Origin of the sequence: Halomonas sp. ATBC28 (genome assembly GCF_005937175.1) — a bacterium.
GTDB classification, from domain to species: Bacteria; Pseudomonadota; Gammaproteobacteria; order Pseudomonadales; family Halomonadaceae; genus Vreelandella; species Vreelandella titanicae.
This window is the reverse complement of sequence record NZ_VCQL01000016.1, coordinates 37,535-57,830: the sequence shown is the minus strand read 5'-3', so window position 1 is coordinate 57,830 and position 20,296 is coordinate 37,535. Positions and strand designations below refer to the sequence as shown.

Annotated in this window: 19 protein-coding genes; 8 read left to right on the top strand and 11 right to left on the bottom strand. The window is 56.2% G+C overall.

Annotated features, from left to right (window positions below):
• Positions 1–76: 76 nt before the first annotated feature.
• Positions 77–277, top strand: a complete 201-nt coding sequence (locus E0L35_RS17860) for a hypothetical protein (RefSeq protein WP_138801026.1) — start codon at positions 77–79, stop codon at positions 275–277.
• 117 nt (positions 278–394) lie between these two features.
• On the opposite strand, the gene E0L35_RS17855 is transcribed toward E0L35_RS17860, so the two are convergent.
• The 11 genes from E0L35_RS17855 to hemN all read right to left on the bottom strand — a co-directional run bounded on the left by E0L35_RS17855 (position 395) and on the right by hemN (position 13,941).
• Positions 395–1,231, bottom strand: coding sequence for a DUF6694 family lipoprotein (locus tag E0L35_RS17855; RefSeq protein WP_022523525.1), 837 nt, complete (start codon positions 1,229–1,231; stop codon positions 395–397).
• A 104-nt stretch (positions 1,232–1,335) separates the two neighbouring features.
• Entirely contained in the window at positions 1,336–2,325 is a 990-nt protein-coding gene (gene moaA / locus E0L35_RS17850) for a GTP 3',8-cyclase MoaA (protein ID WP_009286658.1), read from the bottom strand.
• Complete coding sequence (locus tag E0L35_RS17845) at positions 2,322–2,726, bottom strand: putative zinc-binding protein (RefSeq protein WP_009286657.1); 405 nt, start codon at positions 2,724–2,726, stop codon at positions 2,322–2,324. The genes moaA and E0L35_RS17845 overlap by 4 nt, the downstream gene beginning before the upstream one ends.
• Positions 2,727–2,778: 52 nt before the next feature.
• Complete coding sequence (gene glp, locus E0L35_RS17840; protein ID WP_138801025.1) at positions 2,779–4,041, bottom strand: gephyrin-like molybdotransferase Glp; 1,263 nt, start codon at positions 4,039–4,041, stop codon at positions 2,779–2,781.
• On the bottom strand, positions 4,038–4,616 hold the full coding sequence (moaB, locus tag E0L35_RS17835; protein WP_138801024.1) for a molybdenum cofactor biosynthesis protein B: 579 nt from the start codon (positions 4,614–4,616) through the stop codon (positions 4,038–4,040). The genes glp and moaB overlap by 4 nt, the downstream gene beginning before the upstream one ends.
• A 35-nt stretch (positions 4,617–4,651) precedes the next feature.
• Positions 4,652–5,473 carry a peptidylprolyl isomerase gene (locus tag E0L35_RS17830; protein ID WP_027959391.1) on the bottom strand — a complete coding sequence of 274 codons (822 nt, stop codon included), beginning with the start codon at positions 5,471–5,473 and terminating at the stop codon, positions 4,652–4,654.
• Between the two features lie 40 nt (positions 5,474–5,513).
• Positions 5,514–6,206: a respiratory nitrate reductase subunit gamma gene (narI, locus tag E0L35_RS17825; RefSeq protein WP_039858452.1), complete on the bottom strand. Its 693-nt coding sequence runs from the start codon at positions 6,204–6,206 to the stop codon at positions 5,514–5,516.
• 13 nt (positions 6,207–6,219) lie between these two features.
• Positions 6,220–7,032, bottom strand: a complete 813-nt coding sequence (gene narJ, locus E0L35_RS17820; protein ID WP_022523530.1) for a nitrate reductase molybdenum cofactor assembly chaperone — start codon at positions 7,030–7,032, stop codon at positions 6,220–6,222.
• Positions 7,025–8,587, bottom strand: a complete 1,563-nt coding sequence (gene narH / locus E0L35_RS17815; protein WP_138801023.1) for a nitrate reductase subunit beta — start codon at positions 8,585–8,587, stop codon at positions 7,025–7,027. Before narH ends, narJ begins: the two co-directional genes overlap by 8 nt.
• Entirely contained in the window at positions 8,584–12,381 is a 3,798-nt protein-coding gene (locus E0L35_RS17810) for a nitrate reductase subunit alpha (RefSeq protein ID WP_138801022.1), read from the bottom strand. The genes narH and E0L35_RS17810 overlap by 4 nt, the downstream gene beginning before the upstream one ends.
• Before the next feature lie 174 nt (positions 12,382–12,555).
• Positions 12,556–13,941 (bottom strand): oxygen-independent coproporphyrinogen III oxidase, encoded by a 1,386-nt coding sequence (hemN, locus tag E0L35_RS17805; protein ID WP_138801021.1) that lies wholly within the window; start codon positions 13,939–13,941, stop codon positions 12,556–12,558.
• Between the two features lie 284 nt (positions 13,942–14,225).
• Between hemN and E0L35_RS17800 the strand changes: the two genes are divergently transcribed.
• The 7 genes from E0L35_RS17800 to E0L35_RS17770 all read left to right on the top strand — a co-directional run bounded on the left by E0L35_RS17800 (position 14,226) and on the right by E0L35_RS17770 (position 20,265).
• The gene (locus tag E0L35_RS17800; protein WP_138801020.1) at positions 14,226–15,221 is read left to right on the top strand and encodes a peptidase U32 family protein; all 996 of its coding nucleotides are present in this window, start codon (positions 14,226–14,228) and stop codon (positions 15,219–15,221) included.
• A gap of 9 nt (positions 15,222–15,230) precedes the next feature.
• Positions 15,231–16,178 carry a U32 family peptidase gene (locus tag E0L35_RS17795; RefSeq protein ID WP_138801019.1) on the top strand — a complete coding sequence of 316 codons (948 nt, stop codon included), beginning with the start codon at positions 15,231–15,233 and terminating at the stop codon, positions 16,176–16,178.
• A gap of 145 nt (positions 16,179–16,323) precedes the next feature.
• Positions 16,324–18,066: a ribonucleoside triphosphate reductase gene (locus tag E0L35_RS17790; RefSeq protein WP_138801018.1), complete on the top strand. Its 1,743-nt coding sequence runs from the start codon at positions 16,324–16,326 to the stop codon at positions 18,064–18,066.
• Positions 18,067–18,110: 44 nt separating this feature from the next.
• Entirely contained in the window at positions 18,111–18,275 is a 165-nt protein-coding gene (nrdD, locus tag E0L35_RS26885) for an anaerobic ribonucleoside-triphosphate reductase (protein WP_027959384.1), read from the top strand.
• Positions 18,276–18,345: 70 nt separating this feature from the next.
• Positions 18,346–19,095 (top strand): anaerobic ribonucleoside-triphosphate reductase activating protein, encoded by a 750-nt coding sequence (locus E0L35_RS17780; RefSeq protein WP_138801017.1) that lies wholly within the window; start codon positions 18,346–18,348, stop codon positions 19,093–19,095.
• 119 nt (positions 19,096–19,214) lie between these two features.
• On the top strand, positions 19,215–19,661 hold the full coding sequence (locus E0L35_RS17775) for an Rrf2 family transcriptional regulator (protein ID WP_022523538.1): 447 nt from the start codon (positions 19,215–19,217) through the stop codon (positions 19,659–19,661).
• Positions 19,662–19,788: 127 nt separating this feature from the next.
• Complete coding sequence (locus tag E0L35_RS17770) at positions 19,789–20,265, top strand: hypothetical protein (RefSeq protein WP_022523539.1); 477 nt, start codon at positions 19,789–19,791, stop codon at positions 20,263–20,265.
• Positions 20,266–20,296 lie beyond the last annotated feature (31 nt).

Here is a 20,296-nt window from a genome sequence, read left to right as displayed (position 1 = left end):
ACCAAGTCAGGTAAAAGTGGCCAGAATAGCTACACTGAGGGAGCATTACCTCAATTGACCTTGAAAGGAACTCAATATGTCGATGATTAACCAGCTAAAAGATGTAAAAACCAAAGATTTCGCCAAGCACTGCTATGAAAGCAGCAGCGTCGATAAACTGCGCGAGGCGTCGGAAGGCAGCCCCGATCAGTCAGAGATGGAACATTGGGGTTTAACCGAAGGGCAGTGGGAAGAGGCAATTGTTGCCGCCCTCGCCGACCATGAAGCCAAAGAGTAAGTAACCCCGTTTGGCGAAAAGATAATTGGTAGAAATGTTTGCGCCCTATCGGATAACCGCTAGGGCGCTGTGGTTTTTGCATCGCTTACCTCACAAAGAGCTTAGTCCACACGAGACTCACTCCAAACGGGAGAAAGCAATGCCACCATACTCCTTCTGCAGTTGCTCAAGTCTGGCCAGTTCGTGTTCCGTTAGCTCAGGGGAGTCCCATAATGGCTGCTCATCAAGCCCTTTCAACCCTTGCAAGGTGACCGTCAGCTCTGCATCGCTGGGTATTTGAGCATTCCCCCATGGGCCAAAGCGGTTAGGCGCAAGGCTCCACTCAAGTGTTTCACCAGGCTCAATGCCACCAGGAACAACGTAGTAAAACGTTTCGTCTACCCAAGCTGCTGAGTGATCAGAGCTCGTCACCACGCCCCTCAACAGAAGCTCAGAAATGGCCTGATCCGTGTCATTGGTCACTGTAAGATCAATCACAGGTTCCGGAGCGCCATAAGGGCTTGAGCCAATGTAATAGCGAGCACTGTCAATGGTAAACCGCGCTAACTGCTGCTGATCACTGGTGGCTTTTGCACGCTTCTCTTCCAGCCGCTTTAAGGTGCGAATAGCCTGTTCGCGTTCGCGTGCCCGACGCTCGCGCAGAATTTGATCGGCACGCTGAATCACCTGATCCCCCGTTAACCCATGCATTTGCACATTGGCAGTTTCGGCAATCTCGGCGGCATTCATGCGGTGGGGGTTGAGAATATCGATACCACTAAACGACGTCGACGTGGCGATAATGATCAAGCCTTGATCAAACTCATCGCGTTTGTAGGTGGGCAAGGAGTTACGCACTTTCTCAACCGAGACAACCGACGCAGGCATGGAGCTAGTATCAATTTTGGGATCTGAGCAACCAGCTATCATGAGTACTGATAGTGATATTGCAGACAGCCTTAGCAGGCTCCACATACAATCACCTCAACGCAACCAAAAATAAAAAATTGTCGAGGAGCTTAACGGAAAGCGCTATTCACCACTAGCCCCTGTTAGCTTTGAACGCTGACCGAATCGTATTACCCGCCTGTTGCATTCATAAACCTCACTATTTGAACTTCACCATCCGTCGTGAAGTGATGACGCTCAGGTTTTTTCTTCATTGCCGCCACAATGCTCGATTTAAGCCGCTGGGTATCACCCGGATAACGTCGCATTACGGCGCGTAAATCTACCGAGTGCTCATTGCCCAAGCAAAGGAGTAGTCGCCCTTCAGCCGTCACCCGAACACGATTACAGGCAGCGCAGAAATTGTGGCTATGGGGAGAAATAAAGCCAATCCGCGACTGGCTGTCTACCATGCGGTAATAACGGGATGGCCCTAGGGTGGTTTCGGTGGTGGGTAAGAGTTGATAGTGGTTTTCTATGGTCTCGCGTACCGCATCGGTGGAAAGAAAGGTTTCACCACGGTTATGCTCGCTGATAGCGCCCAGCGGCATCTCCTCAATAAAGCTTATATCGACTTGTTCATCCCGGGCAAAGTTTACCAAGTCGATAATTTCGTCGTCATTGCGCCCCTTGAGCAGTACGGCGTTGAGCTTAATCGACTGAAAGCCAGCGCGGCGCGCTGCACGGATACCCGCGATCACCTGATCAAGATCCCCCGTCCGGGTTAATGCTTTAAAGCGTTCGGGCTTGAGCGAGTCGAGGCTAATATTGAGCCGATGTAGCCCGCCTTGCCGCAAAGCATTGGCATGCTTGACCAACCCTGAGCCGTTGGTGGTCATCGCCAGCTCGCGCAGGCCTTCCAATGCACCGAGTTTTTGCACTAGCGTGAGTACGCCCTGGCGTACCAGCGGCTCACCGCCAGTTAGACGGATTTTCTCCACGCCCAGCTCGACAAATGCCTGTGAAAGCGCGGCTATCTCCTCAAGGGTAAGCAGTTGGGCGCGTGGCAGAAAGGTCATTTCCTCAGCCATGCAGTACACACAGCGAAAATCACAACGATCAGTTACCGATATACGCAGGTAACGCACCGTACGGCCATACCCATCGACTAGCGCACTCATTCCATGGGTTCCTCTTGGGTATTGGCATTAACGGGCAGCCGTGCAATAAGTTCTTTTACTTCTGCGGTGACGTCGATGATTGTTTGCTCATCATAAAACTGGCCCCGCCGCTTGCGCAGGCCGTTTTCATATAGCTTTACGTGCTCTGTGGGTATCACATCCGCTTTGGCGAGACAGTGGCTGGCGCAGTGCATCTGGCACCCGTCAATGGCTACAATAGGGCGCCCGGAGCGGGCAATGCGCACCAGACCGGGCACACCACCGCCCACACCAGCAATGCAGGACATTTCTGCCTCTCCTGCATGGTCAAGACGCAGGGCAACGCTATTGGCAAGTTGCGCCACATCAGAGCAGCCGGAGCAGGCATAAATCAGTGTGCGGGGTTTGTGTTGTGAAGACATACCCTCTCCTATGAAAAAAAACGAGGTCAGTGGCCACGATAGGAAAAGCTGTTCAAGCGGCGAACTGATTGATGGGGTAATAGTGATAGGTGGCCCCTTCAGTTACCTCCGTGGCGGGGTTAATCATTAAATAACCATGGGCCTGGCTAGCCGCGCTGAGCATATGTGAGCCCTGCCCGCCCGCTAGCTGCGCCACGGGAGCCCCCTGTGACCAATTCATCACCACCCGTAGTAGCTCGCAGCGCCCCTGGGGGCCACGCTGAGAAAAGCCCGCTTTTACCGGATAACGCTGTAGAGCCGCTACGGCTCTACCTTGCATGGCATGGATAAACGGCAGCGCCAGCAGCTGCCAGCCCACCAGGGAGGCCACAGGATTACCCGGCAGCGCCATTAACGGTGTGGAAGAGGCAGGCTCCGCGCCCAGATAACCGAACGCAAAGGGCTTCCCTGGCTTCATGGCGACACCATGAAAATGTAAGCCACCGCGCTGCTCGATCACTGGGCGTACATGATCCTCCTCGCCTACCGAAACGCCTCCGGTGCACATCACCACATCCGCAACGGTTTGTGCGTGCTCAAAGGCCTGATGCAATGACTGCGGTGAATCAGCGATGATGCCCAAATCCAGCACGTCGCACTGAGCTTGCGCTAGCAGTGCGTTAAGCATGGCGCGGTTGCTGTCGTATACCTGTCCCGGTGATCGCACTGTACCTGGGGCAATCAGCTCATCGCCGGTGGAAAGCAGCGCCACCCTCAGACGCCGTTTGACAGTCACGGCATTGATTCCATGGCTTGCCAGCAGCGCAATCGACGCGGCATCAAGAAGCTTACCCGCAGCGAGCAGCGGGGTGCCTATGCGAGTCTCCTCGCCTTGGCGACGAATGTTAGCGCCTAGCACCAAGCTACCCTCGAGGTGTATATGCCCGCGCGGATCAAGAGTCACCCGCTCTTGAGGCACCACAATATTTGCCCCCATGGGCACCGGCGCGCCGGTAAAAATACGCGCGCAGCCTCCTTCCGGTAGCAGCATGACGCCTGCGCCAGCTGGTACGCGTTGGAGAATGGGTAAGCCTGCGCCGCGAGGTGCCGCTTGGTAATCAGCCAGACACAGCGCGTAACCATCCATAGCGCTATTGTCCACGCCCGGCATATCGAGAGGAGCGACCAGCGTTTCTGCCAGCACTCGCCCTGTCGATTGTTCTAGGGTGATGGTTTCTACTGCATTAATGGGCGTGGCTGCGTCGATAAGCCGTTGGCGCGCATCAAACAGATCTAACAAGCCGGGCGTGACTATTTCTGCGCAGTGACAGTTCATAAGCGCTCCACCTCATTGGAAGAAGTCGCTGTGTGACGTCCACTACACGGGGTCGCTGAAGGCAGCACCATGGCGGCGAAGTTGCAGGGCCGAGTGCGGGAGTCCAGCTGCAAAGCAATAATCCTGTCCCACGCCAAGGCACACGCTTTGGGCGAACCGGGCATCGCAAATATCATCGTTCGGTTGGCCACCCCCGCTACGGCGCGAGACTGGATCGTCGCTGTGCCGATTGTTTTCAGGGAGTAGTGGCGGAACAGCTCGCCATACCCCTCAATCGCTTTGTCGAACAGCGGTATCAACGCCTCGGGAGTGGTATCCCGGGAGGTAAAGCCAGTGCCGCCATTAACCAGAATCGCGTGGACATCCGTTCGGGCAATCCACTCCGAGACCACGGCACGAACCTGGTAGATATCATCAGAAACGATGCGCCTCTCGACCAGGATATGGCCGCTTTCGCTCAGATGTTCAACCAGCAGGTCACCGCTACCATCCTCGTCGAAACCACGGGTATCGGAAACCGTTAGCACCGCGATGCCGAGCGGAGTGAAAAGAGCATCTACAGGAACATGGGACATCAAGCCTCTCCTATTAGCTTTGCTATTGCTTCAAGCTATTGCATCAAGCTGCCGCCAGCATCGTCATCCAGAACAATCCCTTCGACGCCTATTTCGCTCTCTAACGCCAGCAAATAGTGACGCAGCGCACGTCGAGTTGCCTGTTCCCGTAGGCTATGGCGCACCCGGTCAATCACTTGATCGAAAGGTAACGCCCTACCGTCTCGCCGCTCGTCAATACTCACCACATGCCAGCCATAGCGAGACGCCAAGGGGCGCTCGTGTAGACCTTCGGGTAAGTGCTGCAAAGCGCGATCCAACTCCGGAACAGTCTGCCCTGACACCAGCCAGCCCAAATCACCATCCAGCTCTTTTGAAGGGCACGCGGAGTGGTGTTGAGCAAATTCGGCAAACCGTTCGGGTATCTGCTTAAGCTGTTCGAGTAGCTTTTCACCAAGCTGGTAAGCGTCGTCGCGACCCTGGGAGTCATCGGGTGCGGCCGCGAGCAGGATATGCCGAACGCGTAACTGCACTGGTTCGCTGAAGCGCTCGCGGTGGGTGTCAAAAAAGCGCTGGCAATCTGTTTCCCCCGGTTCCGGCACCTCAAGCTCCTGTTCGAGCAAGGCAGCAATCGCCGCATCTTCCTGTGCTTCGTTAGTTTCCTGCCTCGACAGTAGGCCCAGGACGTTGGCTCGCTGGCGCAGCAGTTCCCTGACCACCAGGGCGCGGGCCGCCTGAAGCTGGGCCTCCCCCGACGTTTCGGCGGGGTGGTACTGCATCTCCAACGCAATCGTTGCTTCATCGATAGGGGTGTCACCGACACGTACCGGAGGCGCAGCGACGCCCCCAGGTAGCTGTTCGATATCAATCATCTGCATGTTATTTCTCCTCTAGGCCTGGCCGAGCACAAGCCAGTTTTTAGCCACGACGGCGGACAAGCTGATAGCGCCGGGTTACATAGCCGAACGGCGCGCTCCACACATGCACCAGCCGCGAAAACGGGAACAGCAGGATGATGGTTAAGCCGATAAAGATATGCAGTTTGTAGATCCATGACACTTCCTGCATGTAGTCCGCCGCACCGCCGCTGAAGAAGACAATCGACTGCGCCCAGCTGGAGAGTGTCAGCATCATCTCGCCGTCCATATGGCCCAACGAGAAGATGATGGTCACCATACCCAGGCACGCCTGTAAGACGATCAAGCCCAGGATCAAGGTATCCATCATGCTCGACGACGCCTTTACGCGTGGGTTGGCCAGGCGACGATAGAGCAACATGGCGCCGCCCACCACGCACATGGCACCGGCAATACCGCCCACCACGATAGCCACTAGCTGTTTAGTACCGGCGTGCAGGAACGGTTCATAGACCCAGTGCGGTGTGAGCATGCCCACCAGATGGCCGAAGAAAATCACGATAATACCGATATGAAACAGGTTGCTGCCCAGGCGCATATTCTTTGAAGAGAGCATCTGGCTAGAACCGGTCTTCCAGGTGTACTGACCATGATCAAAACGGAGCAGGCTGCCAAGCAGAAACACCGTGCCCGCGAGATAGGGGTAGTAACCGTAGATCAGATGGGTTAAGTAATGCGCAATCGCGTCATACATGGTGATTCTCCTATTAACGATCGGCGGAAGGAGCGGAAGAGGCATTTAAAGACGGAGCAGGCATAATGCGTACCGGCTGGCTCTGAACGGTGTGTTTGCGCTCGGCCAAGCGGCGGCCTTCGGCAGACTGCAGCGCGCAGTCTTCGTCAGAGGTTGCCGAGAAACGCACCGCTTCTTCTTCCCATACGGCGTCCAAGGCTTCGGGGGTGTTATCAGGCGCTTCTTTTTTGACCTGGGGCCGATGCTCTTCGACATCGCCCTCGGCCCCAATTAACGCCAAGAGTGATAGCGGCACCAGGGCGTGATCCGCTCCGCGCTCCTCCAGCCGCGCGGTGAGCAGCGCCAGGATATGACGTATTTCGCCCAACCAACGGCCGATCTCGGCGTCGTCGCACATCGAAAGGTATTCAAGAAATACCGGTATATGGTCCGGCAGCTCCCGGGCATCCAGTTCGAAACCGGCCGCGCTATATTCGGCCATAAGATCGACCATGGCCTGACCACGATCGCGGGATTCACCGTGAACGTGCTCGAATAGCAGCAGCGACGTAGCCCGCCCCTTATCGAACATGGCGACGTACTCGGCCTGCAGCTCAAGCAGGTCGCCCTCTTGGAGACGCTGACACCACTCCATTAGCGACGATTTGAGAGCCGCCCCCAGGCGGCGTTCGGCATTGAGAATTTCGATGAGCTCACCGCTGGCATCCTGCAGTTCCTGGGTCGGGTAATCGAGCAGGCGGGCCAGTACGCGTAGGCTACGCATACCCTGTAGCGGTTCGAACGACGGCTCTACCGGGGTCGGCGATTGGGTAGCGGCTTCAGTCATGACGAGACTCCTCAAGTTGTGGCTGTGGGTCGAAGACCTCTACCGGTTTTACCAAAACGCTGGTCTGCTTACGGCCGTTAAATAGGTTGGGCTGGCTCTCACCGTGGCAACCATCACCAAAGGTAAAGCCACATCCACCCCGCTCGGGGAAGGCTTCGGTTGCCATCTCACGATGGCTGGTGGGGATCACGAAACGATCCTCGTAGTTGGCAATGGCCAGGTAGCGGTACATTTCTTCCACCTGGGCTACGCTCAGACCTACGGCGTCGAGCACCTCGGCATTAGGGGCGCTATCCACGTGCTTGCCGCGCATGTAGACACGCATCGCCATCAAGCGCTTGAGTGCCAATACCACGGGCTCCTCTTCACCGGCTGTCAACAGGTTAGCCAGGTACTTCACCGGGATACGCAGTGATTCGATCTTGGGCAGGATGCCATCGAACTCTACATGCCCCGCCTCAGCGGCGGACTGAATCGGCGACAGCGGCGGCACGTACCACACCATCGGCAGCGTGCGGTATTCCGGGTGCAGCGGCAGCGCCAATCCCCAGTCGATAGCCATCTTGTAAACCGGTGAGGCCTGGGCGGCTTTGATGACGTTATCCTGGATGCCATCCCGCTTGGCCTGGGCAATCACTTCCGGATCGTTGGGATCTAGGAAAATCTCGCACTGGCGGTGGTAGAGATCACGCTCGTCAGGGGAGCTTGCCACTTCCTCGATCCGATCAGCGTCATACAGCAGCACGCCGAGATAGCGAATGCGGCCCACACAGGTCTCGGAGCAGATGGTCGGCTGACCGGCCTCGATACGCGGGTAGCAGAAAATACACTTCTCGGACTTACCGCTTTTCCAGTTGTAGTAGATCTTCTTGTAGGGGCAGCCGGAGATACACATACGCCAGCCACGGCACTTGTCCTGGTCGATTAGAACGATGCCGTCCTCTTCCCGCTTGTAGATCGCACCACTTGGGCAAGCCGCTACACAGGTTGGGTTCAAGCAGTGCTCGCACAGACGCGGCAGATACATCATGAAGGTGTTTTCGAACTGGCCGTAAATATCTGCCTGCACCTTGTCGAAGTTGGCGTCTTTGCGCCGCTTGGCGAACTCGGTGCCAAGAATCTCTTCCCAGTTCGGGCCCCATTCGATCTTTTTCATACGCTGACCGGAAATCAGCGAGCGCGGACGCGCCACCGGCTGGTGCTCGCCGATCTTGGCGGTATGCAGGTGTTGGTAGTCGAAAGTGAACGGCTCATAGTAGTCATCCATCTCGGGCAAGTCGGGGTTGGCGAAAATGTTCGCCAGCACCCGCCATTTGCCACCAATACGCGGTTCAATCCGACCGTCGTTACGGCGCATCCAGCCGCCCTTCCACTTGGCCTGGTTCTCCCACTCTTTGGGATAGCCGATACCGGGCTTGGTCTCGACATTGTTGAACCAGGCGTACTCCATACCTTCGCGACTGGTCCAGACATTTTTGCAGGTCACCGAACAGGTGTGGCAACCAATACACTTATCAAGATTGAGAACCATGCCTACCTGGGAACGAATTTTCATTTCACGGCCTCCTGAGCACTGTTCTTCTGAACACTGTCATTGCCTTCACCATCCAGCCAGTCAACGTGTTTCATCTTGCGCACTAACACGAACTCATCGCGATTTGAGCCGACGGTGCCGTAATAATTAAAACTGTAAGAGAGCTGCGCGTAGCCGCCGATCATATGGGTTGGCTTGGGGCAGACACGGGTGACCGAGTTGTGAATACCGCCCCGCGTGCCGGTGACCTCAGAGCCAGGGACGTTCACGTTGCGCTCCTGGGCGTGGTACATCATCACCATGCCCGCTTTGACCCGCTGGCTGACCACTGCCCGCGCGGCAATCGAGCCGTTGGCGTTGTAGACCTCGATCCAGTCGTTGTCCTCGATATCGATCTCAGCCGCGTCCGCCTCGGAGAGCCACACCACCGGGCCGCCTCGGTTAAGCGTCAACATCAGCAGGTTGTCCGAGTAAGTAGAGTGGATGCCCCACTTCTGGTGCGGCGTGAGAAAGTTCAGCGCCTTGCTCTTAAAGCCGTTGTCGGCGGGAAGCTGGAAGCCTTTGGCCGCCTTGGTATCGATGGGCGGACGATAGACCAGCAGGCTTTCGCCGAAAGCGCGCATCCAGGCGTGATCCTGATAGAACTGCTGACGGCCACTCACGGTGCGCCAGGGAATCAGCTCGTGAACGTTGGTGTAACCGGCGTTATAGGAGACATGCTCATCCTCGAGGCCGGACCAGGTCGGGCTGGAGATAATCTTGCGCGGCTGGGCGACGACATCGCGAAAGCGAATTTTCTCATCAAACTTAGGCCTCGCAAGGTGAGTATGATCACGCCCGGTAATTTTGGAGAGTGCATCCCACGCTTTAACTGCCACGGCGCCGTTGGTTTCCGGTGCCAGGGTCAGAATCATCTCGGCAGCATCGATAGCGCTGTCGATCAACGGACGCCCTTTATGCGGGCCATCCAGTTTGCGATGGTTGAGTTTGCCCAGCAGCTCGACTTCAGCATCGGTATTCCAGGCGATGCCCTTGCCGCCGTTACCGATGCTTTCCATCAGCGGCCCAACAGAAGTGAAGCGCTCATAGGTTTCGGGATAGTTGCGCTTAACCTCAATCAGCGATGGCATGGTCTTACCGGGAATCGGCGCGCATTCGCCCTTCTTCCAATCCATCACCGCCGGTTGGGCCAACTCTCCTGGCGAGTCGTGCTGCATCGGCAGCGTGACCAGGTCGGTCTCTTCGCCCAGGTGGCCTACACACACCTTGGAGAAAGCCTTGGCAATGCCCTTGTAAATATCCCAGTCGCTACGCGATTCCCAAGCCGGGTCGGTGGCGGCAGTCAAGGGGTGAATAAAGGGGTGCATGTCAGAAGTGTTAAGGTCGTCCTTCTCATACCAGGTCGCCGTAGGCAGCACGATATCCGAGTAGAGGCAGGTGGTGGACATGCGGAAATCCAGCGTCACCAGTAGGTCGAGCTTGCCTTCCGGCGCCTCGGCTCGCCATACCACTTCTTCGGGCTTCTGGCCGCCGAAGTCACCCAGGTCTTTACCCTGAATACCGTGGCGAGTACCCAGCAGGTACTTGAGCATGTACTCATGGCCCTTACCGGAGCTACCCAGCAGGTTGGAGCGCCAGATGAACATATTACGCGGGAAGTTCTCTGGCGCATCCGGGTCTTCCGCTGCAAAGCGCAGTTCACCGCTCTTGAGCTGCGCAACGGCATAGTCGGCTGTCGACATGCCTGCAGCCTCGGCTTTTTTCGCTAGGCGTAGCGGGTTAGTGTCCAGTTGTGGTGCTGACGGCAGCCAGCCCATGCGCTCAGCGCGCACGTTAAAGTCAATCAGGCTACCGGGGTAATCCTCGGCCTTGGCCAACGGCGAAAGAATTTCTTTAATCTCGAGCTTCTCGTAGCGCCACTGGGAGGAGTGACTATAGAAGAAGGAAGTAGAGTTCATGTGGCGCGGCGGGCGCTGCCAGTCGAGGCCAAAGGCCAAAGGCGTCCAGCCAGTCTGCGGACGCAGTTTTTCCTGACCAACGTAGTGGGCCCAGCCGCCACCGCTCTGACCGATACAACCACACATGACCAACATATTAATCAGGCCGCGGTAGTTCATGTCCATGTGGTACCAGTGGTTCATACCGGCACCAACGATGATCATGCTACGGCCGTTGGTTTTATTGGCGTTATCGGCAAATTCACGGGCAATCCGGGTGCACTGCTCTGCAGGGACGCCGGTGATTTTCTCCTGCCACGCGGGGGTATAGGGGCGAATCTGATCAAACGAGGTCGCGCCATCATCTTCGCCGTCGCCGACAAAGCCACGGTCGATACCGTAGTTGGCACACATCAGATCAAAAACGGTGACCGCCAGCATTTCGCTGCCATCGGCTCTCTTTAACCGCTTGGCGGGCAAATTGTGGAACAGCAGGTCGTCAGCAGCGCCGACACCGGCCCCTTTGACGTGTTCAAAGTGTTCGTGCTCAATGCCACCGAAATAAGGAAACGCCACGCGAGCGACGCTATCGTGGTGATTGGCCAAACTCAGTAACGGCTTGATCTCGGTGCCTGCGGCGTCCAGCGATTCCAGGTTCCACTTGCCCACTTCGTCGCCGGTTTCGCCCCAGCGGAAACCGATGGAACCGCGTGGTACCACCAGTTGGTCACGGGTTTCGTCCCAGGCAACGGTTTTCCACTCGGGATTGTTTTCCTGGCCCAGGGCAGCATCAAAATCACTGGCACGCAGTTGGCGGCCCGGTGCGAAGCTGCCATCTTCACGCACTTCCAGTTCCACCAGGAACGGCATGTCGGTATAGCGCCGCACATAGTCAGTGAAGTAAGCACTCGGGTTATCGAGGTGGAACTCTTTGAGGATGACATGGCCCATGGCCATCGCCAGGGCGGCATCGGTGCCCTGTTTGGCGGACAGCCATTCGTCGGTGAGTTTGGAAACCTCGGCATAATCTGGGGTGATCGAAACCGTCTTGGTGCCCTTGTAACGTACTTCGGTAAAGAAGTGGGCATCCGGGGTACGCGTCTGGGGCACGTTGGAGCCCCAAGCGATAATGTAGCCGGAGTTGTACCAGTCAGCGGACTCGGGAACGTCGGTCTGCTCGCCCCAGGTCATCGGTGACGCCGGCGGCAAATCGCAGTACCAGTCGTAGAAGCTCATGCAGACGCCACCAATCAGCGAGAGGTAGCGACTACCTGCGGCGTAACTGACCATGGACATGGCAGGAATCGGCGAGAAGCCGAGAATACGGTCGGGGCCGTACTGCTTGGCGGTGTAAACGTTAGAAGCAGCGACCAGCTCGTTGAGCTCGTCCCAGTTACCGCGAACGAAGCCGCCCATGCCGCGAGCACGTTTGTACTGTTTGGTCTTGGCGGGGTCTTCGACAATAGACGCCCAGGCGTCGACCGGATCTGGGTTAGCCTTGAGCGCTTCGCGCCATAGCGCCAGCAACGGCTTGCGAATCAACGGGTACTTGAGGCGGTTGGCGCTGTACAGATACCAGGAGTAGCTGGCGCCGCGCGGGCAGCCACGCGGCTCATGGTTAGGCAGGTCGGGACGGGTACGGGGGTAGTCAGTCTGCTGGGTTTCCCAGGTAACTAAACCGTTCTTAACGTAGATCTTCCAGCTACAGGAGCCGGTGCAGTTCACCCCGTGGGTACTGCGTACTACTTTGTCGTGCTGCCAGCGGGCACGATAACTATCTTCCCACTGGCGGGATTCGCTGCGTAGCTCACCGTGTTCGTTGGCAAAAGGCTCGCGGGACTTGCGGAAGAAATTCAGCCGATCTATGAAGTGACTCATGGTCGATCTCCAGGCTCCTCGGAAATTTGCATACCCGACAGTGCGGGTTCCATGGAGTGGATTCTGCGTGATCGACAAGCGAATTACTGCGTGATTACCTCCATATACACCCTGTCTACCCCCAAGGTGATAGAGCGGCCAACGTAAAGGAATAGACAGTTGGCACTGTTGAAATTACACCGTGCGCGAATAACGGTTTTCCGTTGGTTTCAGGTAGGCGTCGAACGCCATGGCCAGGTTGCGGATCATCAACCTCCCTGAAGGCAGCACCTCGATGTCATGGTCGCGCAAAGCAATTAACCCGTCGTCCGCCATCTCTTCGAGGCTCGCCAAGGCACTCGCGAAGTAGCTGCGAAAATCGATATTGTGCCGGGCCTCGATAGCGGCAAATTCAAGGCGGCCGTGACACATCAGAGTATTAATGACATCGCGGCGCAGGCGGTCGTCATCGCTAAGGCGATAGCCACGGAAGACCGGTAAACGCCCTTCATCCAAGCGATGCTGATACTGGGCAGTTTCCTTGACGTTTTGGCTATAGGTATCGCCCACCTTGCCAATCGAGGTAATGCCCAGCCCAATCATGTCGCAGTCGGCGTGGGTAGAGTAGCCCTGAAAATTGCGCTGCAGAGTGCCATTTTCACGGGCCAAGCTCAGCTCGTCATTCGGAAGGGCGAAGTGATCCATGCCGATGTAGACATACCCTGCGGCCGTCAGGCGGTTAATCGTAAGCTCCAGCAGCTCCAGCTTGCGCTCGGGTGGCGGCATGTCTTCGGGGCGAATTAGCCGCTGAGCTTTAAACAGTTCGGGCAGATGGGCGTAGCTATAAGCGGCAATGCGATCCGGTTGCAGGTCAATAATCTTGGTTAGCGTCGTATCGAAACTCGCCACTGTCTGCAGCGGTAAACCGTAGATCAGGTCAACGCTGACCGATTCAAACCCCGCCTCGCGGGCAGCCTTGACCAGGGATACCACCTGCTCTTCGCTCTGGACGCGATTGACCGCTTGCTGCACGTCGTGATCGAAATCCTGCACACCGAAGCTCAACCGATTGAAGCCCAGCGCGTAGAGCTCGTACACCTGTTCGGGTGTCACGGTGCGAGGGTCTACCTCCAGCGAGAATTCACGCTCTTCAGGTGCGGCGAAGTGAAAGGCTTCGTCCAGCGCCGCCATCAGTTCGCTTAGCTGGGCGTTGCTTAAATAGGTTGGGGTGCCGCCGCCCAGGTGCAGTTGGGTCATTTGGCGGGTGGTATCGAACAGCGCTCCCTGAGCACGTATCTCCTGTTTTAACCACTGGAGGTATTCGGCGGCTCGCTCGGTATTATGAGTAATGATTTTGTTGCAGGCGCAGTAGTAGCACAGGCTTTTGCAGAACGGGATATGCACATAGACCGAAAGCGGCTTGGGTACTGCGACCCGATTACTGCGCTCGGCGGCGCTACGGTAATCATCCTCGGCAAACGCGGCATGAAACTGGGGCGCAGTGGGATAAGAAGTGTACCGCGGGCCTGGGCGGTCATATTTCTCTACCAGGGGGCGATTGAAGAGCAGTTCATCTTGCATGATTGGAATAGGTCTCTGAGGAATAGGTCTCTGAGGAATAGGTCTCTGAAAAGGGGCTCTAGAAGAGTTCTCTGAAAAAGGTCTCTGAGAAATAAATCTGGAAGTGGGTGCAGCAAGCATTGGTTAATATTCATACAATATACGTTTTAAAAACTGCCTGCATCCAGCTTGCCTACTCTGCAGCGTTATCCTCTTTTGAAAGCCACCCCAATATGACCTGTGTCAAAAGCCGACAAAAAATAGGTGACTAAAATGCTCGGACTTTTCCCGCAAGGAGTCTCGCTATGGAGCTTGTATGTCCCGCTGGCAACCTGCCCGCCCTCAAGCGCGCCGTAGATGAAGGTGCCGACGCTGTCTATTTCGGTTTCCAGAACATCACCAACGCACGGCAATTCGCCGGGCTAAACTTTACCGACAAACGTGCCCGCGAGGGGATCGATTACGCCCACCGACATGGCAAACGCGTTTTTTGCGCCATTAATACCTATCCCCAGCCCGATGGCTGGCAACACTGGACTCGGGCCGTAGACCAGGCCGCCGAACTGGGCGTGGATGCGCTGATTCTCGCCGATATGGGACTGCTCGACTACGCTACTCGCCATCACCCCGAGATCTCGCGGCACCTTTCAGTGCAGGGTTCGGCAACCAGCCATGAAGCGCTTCGCTTTTACCACCAGCATTTCGGCATCAAGCGCGCCGTACTGCCAAGGGTGCTGTCAATCACTCAGGTACGCGACCTGGCCAAGCAAACACCGGTAGAACTGGAGGTGTTCGCTTTCGGCAGCCTGTGCATCATGGCCGAAGGACGCTGCTATCTCTCCTCCTACCTGACCGGCGAATCGCCCAATACCCGGGGCGTCTGCTCACCAGCGGCCCATGTCCGCTGGGAAGAAACGCCTGAGGGCTTAGAGTCGCGCCTTAACAATGTTCTTATCGACCGCTACGCCGAAGGCGAGAGCGCGGGCTACCCCACCCTATGCAAGGGTCGCTTCGAGGTTACGGGCGAGACCTATCACGCCATTGAGGAACCCACCAGCCTCAATACCCTGGAGCTATTGCCGGAGCTACGCGACCTGGGTATTAGCGCCGTCAAAATTGAAGGTCGTCAGCGCAGCCCCGCCTATGTCTCTAAAGTGGCCGGGATCTGGCGTCAGGCGCTCAACCGCCTAGAGGCTCAGCCTGAGCGCTTTGATCCAGAACCCGCCTGGATGGCAGGCCTTGCCGAGCTTTCCGAAGGTGCCATCACTACCCTAGGCGCCTACGAACGCCGCTGGAAATAGGAGCTAAAGATGTCGAGCACCACACTCCCCCCACAACTGAGCCCGTCCACTGCCCCTCTGCAACTCTCCCTCGGGCCAGTGCTTTTTTACTGGACTCGGCAACGCTACGCCGACTTCTACCGCGAGGCGGCCGACTGGCCGGTAGAGATTATTACCCTGGGCGAAACCGTCTGCTCGCGGCGTCGCGATATGAAACTGGACGACTGGCTAGGCATTGGGCGCGAGCTCACCCAGGCGGGCAAGCAGGTAGTACTCGCCAGCCAGACCTTGATCGAGTCCGAAGCCGACCTGCGTGACTTGCGCAAGCTGTGTGACAACGGTGATTTTATCGTCGAGGCCAATGACCAAAGCGCCCTGCAACGACTCTCCAGTGCCGGACTGCCGTTCATCGCCGGTGCTGCGCTCAACCTCTACAACCCGGCGACACTGGGCGTTATGGCCCGTGCCGGCATGCGGCGTTGGCAAGCGCCGGTGGAAATGTCACAGCAAGACTTAGCCAAACTTATTAACGATTGCCACCGGGCAGGCGTTCCCCACCCATGCGAAGTATTCGCCTACGGGCATCTCCCCTTGTCCTGGTCGTCACGCTGTTTTACCGCCCGGCGTCACCAAACACCCAAAGACCGCTGCAAGTTCGTCTGCCAAAAGTACCCCGAAGGCTTGGTGCTACGTTCACAAGAGTCCCGGGATGTTTTTACCCTGAACGGTATTCAAACCCTTTCCAGCGCCTGCCAGGATCTGCGCCATGAACTTATGGTCATGGCGGATATGGGGGTATCAGTGGCACGTCTCAGCCCACGGGCGGAAGGCATGGCCGAGGTGGTCAAGGCTTTCGACCAGGCCCGCCACGGCAGGCTACCTACGCCCGATCCTTTAACGCTGGTGGATGCTGAAATCTGCGACGGTTACTGGTTCGGCCGACCGGGTATGGATAACACCCGCACGATGACCAGCTAAAACATAGCCTAGGCACCACCACGCCTTACTATTTTTCCTCACCATTTTTGACCTGGATCATTTATTGCAAAATCCTGAACGCTTACCCTCTAACACCACATATAGTATTTATTTTTATTAAATCTAGCATATATAGGTGAATTAGGTGAAAAGCTCCACAAGCGTTCAGGTAGCGAAGCATCATATTGACGTCGCCTCGACGGTCAATGAGTACCTCCAACGCGCCGACTGGCGTGTTCACGCCAATGCCAACCAGGGCTATTCATTGGGCGGTTTAATCCTCAACGTCTCGGGCAAGTTGATAGCCAACTACTGGCTCGATGAGATTTACCCCCACGCCGTAGGAGAAGCTCATCGGGAAGGTGATTTGCATATTCACGACCTGGATATGCTGTGCGGCTATTGCGCCGGCTGGTCGCTGCGTACTTTGCTGCTAGAGGGATTTAATGGGGTACCGGGACGAGCCGAAAGCAACCCGCCCCGCCACCTCTCAAGTGCCCTCGGGCAAATGGTTAATTTTCTTGGCACCTTGCAGAACGAGTGGGCCGGGGCACAAGCCTTCAGCTCTTTCGATACCTATCTGGCACCCTACGTGCGCAAAGACAGCCTCACCTATGCACAAGTCAAGCAGGCACTTCAGGAATTCATCTACAACCTCAATGTGCCTTCGCGCTGGGGTAGCCAGACGCCCTTCACCAACCTAACCTTCGACTGGATCTGCCCCGACGACTTGCGCCAACAGGTACCGGTTATCGGTGGAGAGGAGCAGCCGTTCAGCTACGGCGAACTACAGGTTGAAATGGACTTAATCAACCGGGCCTATTTGGAAGTGATGGAGGCCGGTGACCGCCACGGACGTGTGTTCACCTTCCCCATACCCACTTATAACATCACCCATGATTTCGACTGGGAAAGCGACAACGCCGAGCGGCTCTTCGCACTGACCGCCAAGTACGGCTTGCCCTACTTTCAAAACTTTCTAAATTCGGATCTGGAACCCCACATGGTGCGTTCCATGTGCTGCCGCCTGCAGCTTGATTTGAGTGAACTGCTCAAACGCGGCAACGGCCTGTTCGGCAGCGCGGAGCAAACCGGATCGTTGGGAGTAGTGACGATCAACTGTGCCCGGTTGGGTTACCGCTTTGCCGGCGACCGAGCCGGGCTGTTCAGTGAGCTGGAGCGCCTACTGTCACTCGGGCGCGATAGCCTCAAACTCAAGCGCGAGCGCATTCAGCAACTAATGGATCAGGGGCTCTACCCCTTTACCCAGCGCTACCTGGGCACGTTACGCAATCATTTCTCTACTCTGGGTGTGAATGGGCTCAACGAAATGGTGCGCAACTTTACTGGGGATCGCTGCGATATCGCCGACGCCCAAGGGCTACAGCTGGCACTGGATCTTCTTGACCACGTTCGGGAGCGGATGCGCGAATTTCAAGAACAGACCGGCCATATGTATAACCTTGAAGCCACCCCGGCAGAGGGCACCACTCACCGCTTTGCCCGGGAGGATCTGACTCGCTTTCCTGACATTCTTCAAGCCGGTACACCCGAGGCGCCCTACTACACCAATTCCAGTCAATTGCCGGTGGGTCATACCGATGATCCCTTTGAGGCACTGAGCCATCAAGACCCCTTACAGACTCGCTATACCGGTGGCACGGTATTGCATCTCTATATGCGCGAACGGATTACCTCGGCCTCCGCCTGTCGTAAGCTGGTTAAAACGGCGCTCTCTCACTTTCGCTTACCCTACCTCACAGTCACACCCACCTTTTCGATCTGCCCGGTGCATGGCTACCTGGCGGGTGAACATGAGTTCTGCCCCAAGTGCGACGAAGCACTTTGGGCAAAAACGGCGAGCGCAATCGACGCCGCCACGGCTTGAGGCATTTGCCTCACTTTTTCTCAACTCGTTTAAGGAACACGCTAATGCAAACCTCTCAATATGCTAGCTTGCCCACTGAGCAGCGCCAGCGCTGCGAAGTCTGGACCCGCGTCATGGGCTACCACCGCCCGGTAAGTCAGTTCAATATCGGCAAACGTGCCGAACACCAGGAGCGACGCCATTTTACTGAAGCCGCCGCCTCTCGGTAGCTAGCCCTCACTTTTCTCTAACGACAGCTGGGGGGTTTGGCGACAGGCGCCCCAGCAGGGGGATATCACTATGGCTATGCAGACGACACTTGACGACATCACAACTAAATTATCTTCGGTTCGGCTGCCGATTGCCGGCCTTGTGCCCATGACCACACTGGATTATCCCGATCATCTGGCGTGTGTTGTCTTTCTCCAAGGCTGCCCGCTACGCTGCGGCTACTGCCACAATCCCAACATGATCCCGTCGCGCCGAGGTGAACCCCAAGAGTGGCAAGCGATACGGGAATTCCTGAGCACCCGACAAGGCCTGCTGGAAGCGGTGGTTTTCAGCGGTGGTGAACCCACCCTGAATACCGGTTTGTCCGATGCAGTAAAGGAAGTGAAAGCATTGGGCTTTAAGGTGGGACTACATACCGCCGGCCCTTATCCTGACCGCCTCACCCAGCTATTACCGCACCTCGACTGGGTGGGGCTGGATGTAAAAGGACGCGGAAAAGCGTTTGACCGCATCTGCGGCCGTCCCGGCATCTGGCAGTTGCATGCCCGCAGCTTGGAGGCTTTGCTCGACAGCGGACTCAATTTCGAGTGCCGTACCACCATTCACTGGAAAGATTTTCAGCTTGCCGATGTGGAACGCCTGGCACTGAGTCTTGCCGACTGTGGGGTACGCCACTATGCGCTGCAGGTGGCCCGCAGCGAGCAATGCTTCGATCCCACCTATTCTCAGCCAGTTGCCAATACGCCATCTACAGCTCAGATGAATGCGCTGGTAAGCCGTTTGAAACCGTACTTTGACCAGCTTGAGCTAAGGCAATAACGCTTTCCTTCTTGACTCAGGTCAGCATTAGTACCCCCATGTTCTGATTGCAACTTACTGAACGTTCATACAACATGTTTCTTTTACAGTTGGATTACTCTCGGAGCAAAGCGCACTCCATGCATCTCACTCGATTCACCGATTATTCAATACGCGTGCTGATCTTCCTCGCCGTGAAAGGCGAAGAGCGTTCTACTATCAATGAGATCGCAGAGACCTTTGATATTTCTCGCAATCACCTGATGAAAGTCGTTCAGGAGCTTAGCCAGAAGAACTACGTTACCGCTATTCGGGGCAAGAACGGTGGCCTATTGCTCACGCGAGACCCCGCTACTATCGTGCTAGGTAAACTCGTGCGCGAAATGGAACATGGCATGGAGCTAGTCGAGTGCTTTCATAGCGATAACAACTGCATCATTACTCCCTCGTGTCGGCTCCAGCCCATTCTAAACGAAGCCTTGTCAGCGTTTCTGGAGGTGCTTGACCGCTATACTTTGGCAGATGTGTTGTCCAATCGTTACCCGCAGTTGGCAGGACTAATGCGTATCCCCACCGTCAATGTCTAACGATCACTAAAAACAACCCTATTAATTTCAGCTAAGGAAATTCTGCATAGTTGCTCTACAATAAATGCATTAAAAATGCATTTTAACGCGCTATTAATGATTCCCACTTTGCCGAATGAGGTTTTCTATGGCTATCTCCCCATCATCCATGCCCTCCGCATCTCACTCCGCGGCCACTTCAACGTCGACTTCCTCTAATACGTTTAAGAAAAGCCGTGGGCGTGGCGCGGCTATCGTTGTCTATATGCTCTTTCTGGGTAGCGTATTAGCGGTGGTCACCGCCCCCATAGGGGTACTCATTGCCCACATGAAAAGAAACGATGCCGAGGAGTGGGTCGCTTCCCATTTGCAGTTTCAGATTAGAACGTTTTGGTTAGGGCTATTAGGCGGGGTGTTGTTCACTGCCATTTGGCATCTACTGGGCTGGATCGGGCTACCCGCCGTAGCCCCCTGGGCTCTAGGCTACCTCTATTTTACAGCCTGCCTGATCTGGATGGTGGGCCGTTGCGGGGTAGGCATTACCCGCCTCACCAACAACCGTCCAGTGGCTAACCCACGCAGTCTTGCCTTTGGCGGTGCCCGGGTCACCCTGGCTGATCGCTAATGAGCGTTTGAATACCTCAATGGTTTTAATA

Excerpts from the sequence above, each read along its gene's own strand:
- E0L35_RS17795 (WP_138801019.1), top strand. The coding sequence starts at position 15,231 with ATGTCGAGCACCACACTCCCCCCACAACTGAGCCCGTCCACTGCCCCT.
- E0L35_RS17860 (WP_138801026.1), top strand. The coding sequence starts at position 77 with ATGTCGATGATTAACCAGCTAAAAGATGTAAAAACCAAAGATTTCGCC.
- narH (WP_138801023.1), bottom strand. The coding sequence starts at position 8,587 with ATGAAAATTCGTTCCCAGGTAGGCATGGTTCTCAATCTTGATAAGTGT.
- E0L35_RS17855 (WP_022523525.1), bottom strand. The coding sequence starts at position 1,231 with ATGTGGAGCCTGCTAAGGCTGTCTGCAATATCACTATCAGTACTCATG.
- E0L35_RS17770 (WP_022523539.1), top strand. The coding sequence starts at position 19,789 with ATGGCTATCTCCCCATCATCCATGCCCTCCGCATCTCACTCCGCGGCC.
- E0L35_RS17845 (WP_009286657.1), bottom strand. The coding sequence starts at position 2,726 with ATGTCTTCACAACACAAACCCCGCACACTGATTTATGCCTGCTCCGGC.
- E0L35_RS17780 (WP_138801017.1), top strand. The coding sequence starts at position 18,346 with ATGGCTATGCAGACGACACTTGACGACATCACAACTAAATTATCTTCG.
- E0L35_RS17800 (WP_138801020.1), top strand. The coding sequence starts at position 14,226 with ATGGAGCTTGTATGTCCCGCTGGCAACCTGCCCGCCCTCAAGCGCGCC.
- hemN (WP_138801021.1), bottom strand. The coding sequence starts at position 13,941 with ATGCAAGATGAACTGCTCTTCAATCGCCCCCTGGTAGAGAAATATGAC.
- glp (WP_138801025.1), bottom strand. The coding sequence starts at position 4,041 with ATGAACTGTCACTGCGCAGAAATAGTCACGCCCGGCTTGTTAGATCTG.
- moaA (WP_009286658.1), bottom strand. The coding sequence starts at position 2,325 with ATGAGTGCGCTAGTCGATGGGTATGGCCGTACGGTGCGTTACCTGCGT.
- nrdD (WP_027959384.1), top strand. The coding sequence starts at position 18,111 with ATGCAAACCTCTCAATATGCTAGCTTGCCCACTGAGCAGCGCCAGCGC.
- E0L35_RS17830 (WP_027959391.1), bottom strand. The coding sequence starts at position 5,473 with ATGCAGATGATTGATATCGAACAGCTACCTGGGGGCGTCGCTGCGCCT.
- E0L35_RS17775 (WP_022523538.1), top strand. The coding sequence starts at position 19,215 with ATGCATCTCACTCGATTCACCGATTATTCAATACGCGTGCTGATCTTC.
- narJ (WP_022523530.1), bottom strand. The coding sequence starts at position 7,032 with ATGACTGAAGCCGCTACCCAATCGCCGACCCCGGTAGAGCCGTCGTTC.
- moaB (WP_138801024.1), bottom strand. The coding sequence starts at position 4,616 with ATGTCCCATGTTCCTGTAGATGCTCTTTTCACTCCGCTCGGCATCGCG.
- narI (WP_039858452.1), bottom strand. The coding sequence starts at position 6,206 with ATGTATGACGCGATTGCGCATTACTTAACCCATCTGATCTACGGTTAC.
- E0L35_RS17810 (WP_138801022.1), bottom strand. The coding sequence starts at position 12,381 with ATGAGTCACTTCATAGATCGGCTGAATTTCTTCCGCAAGTCCCGCGAG.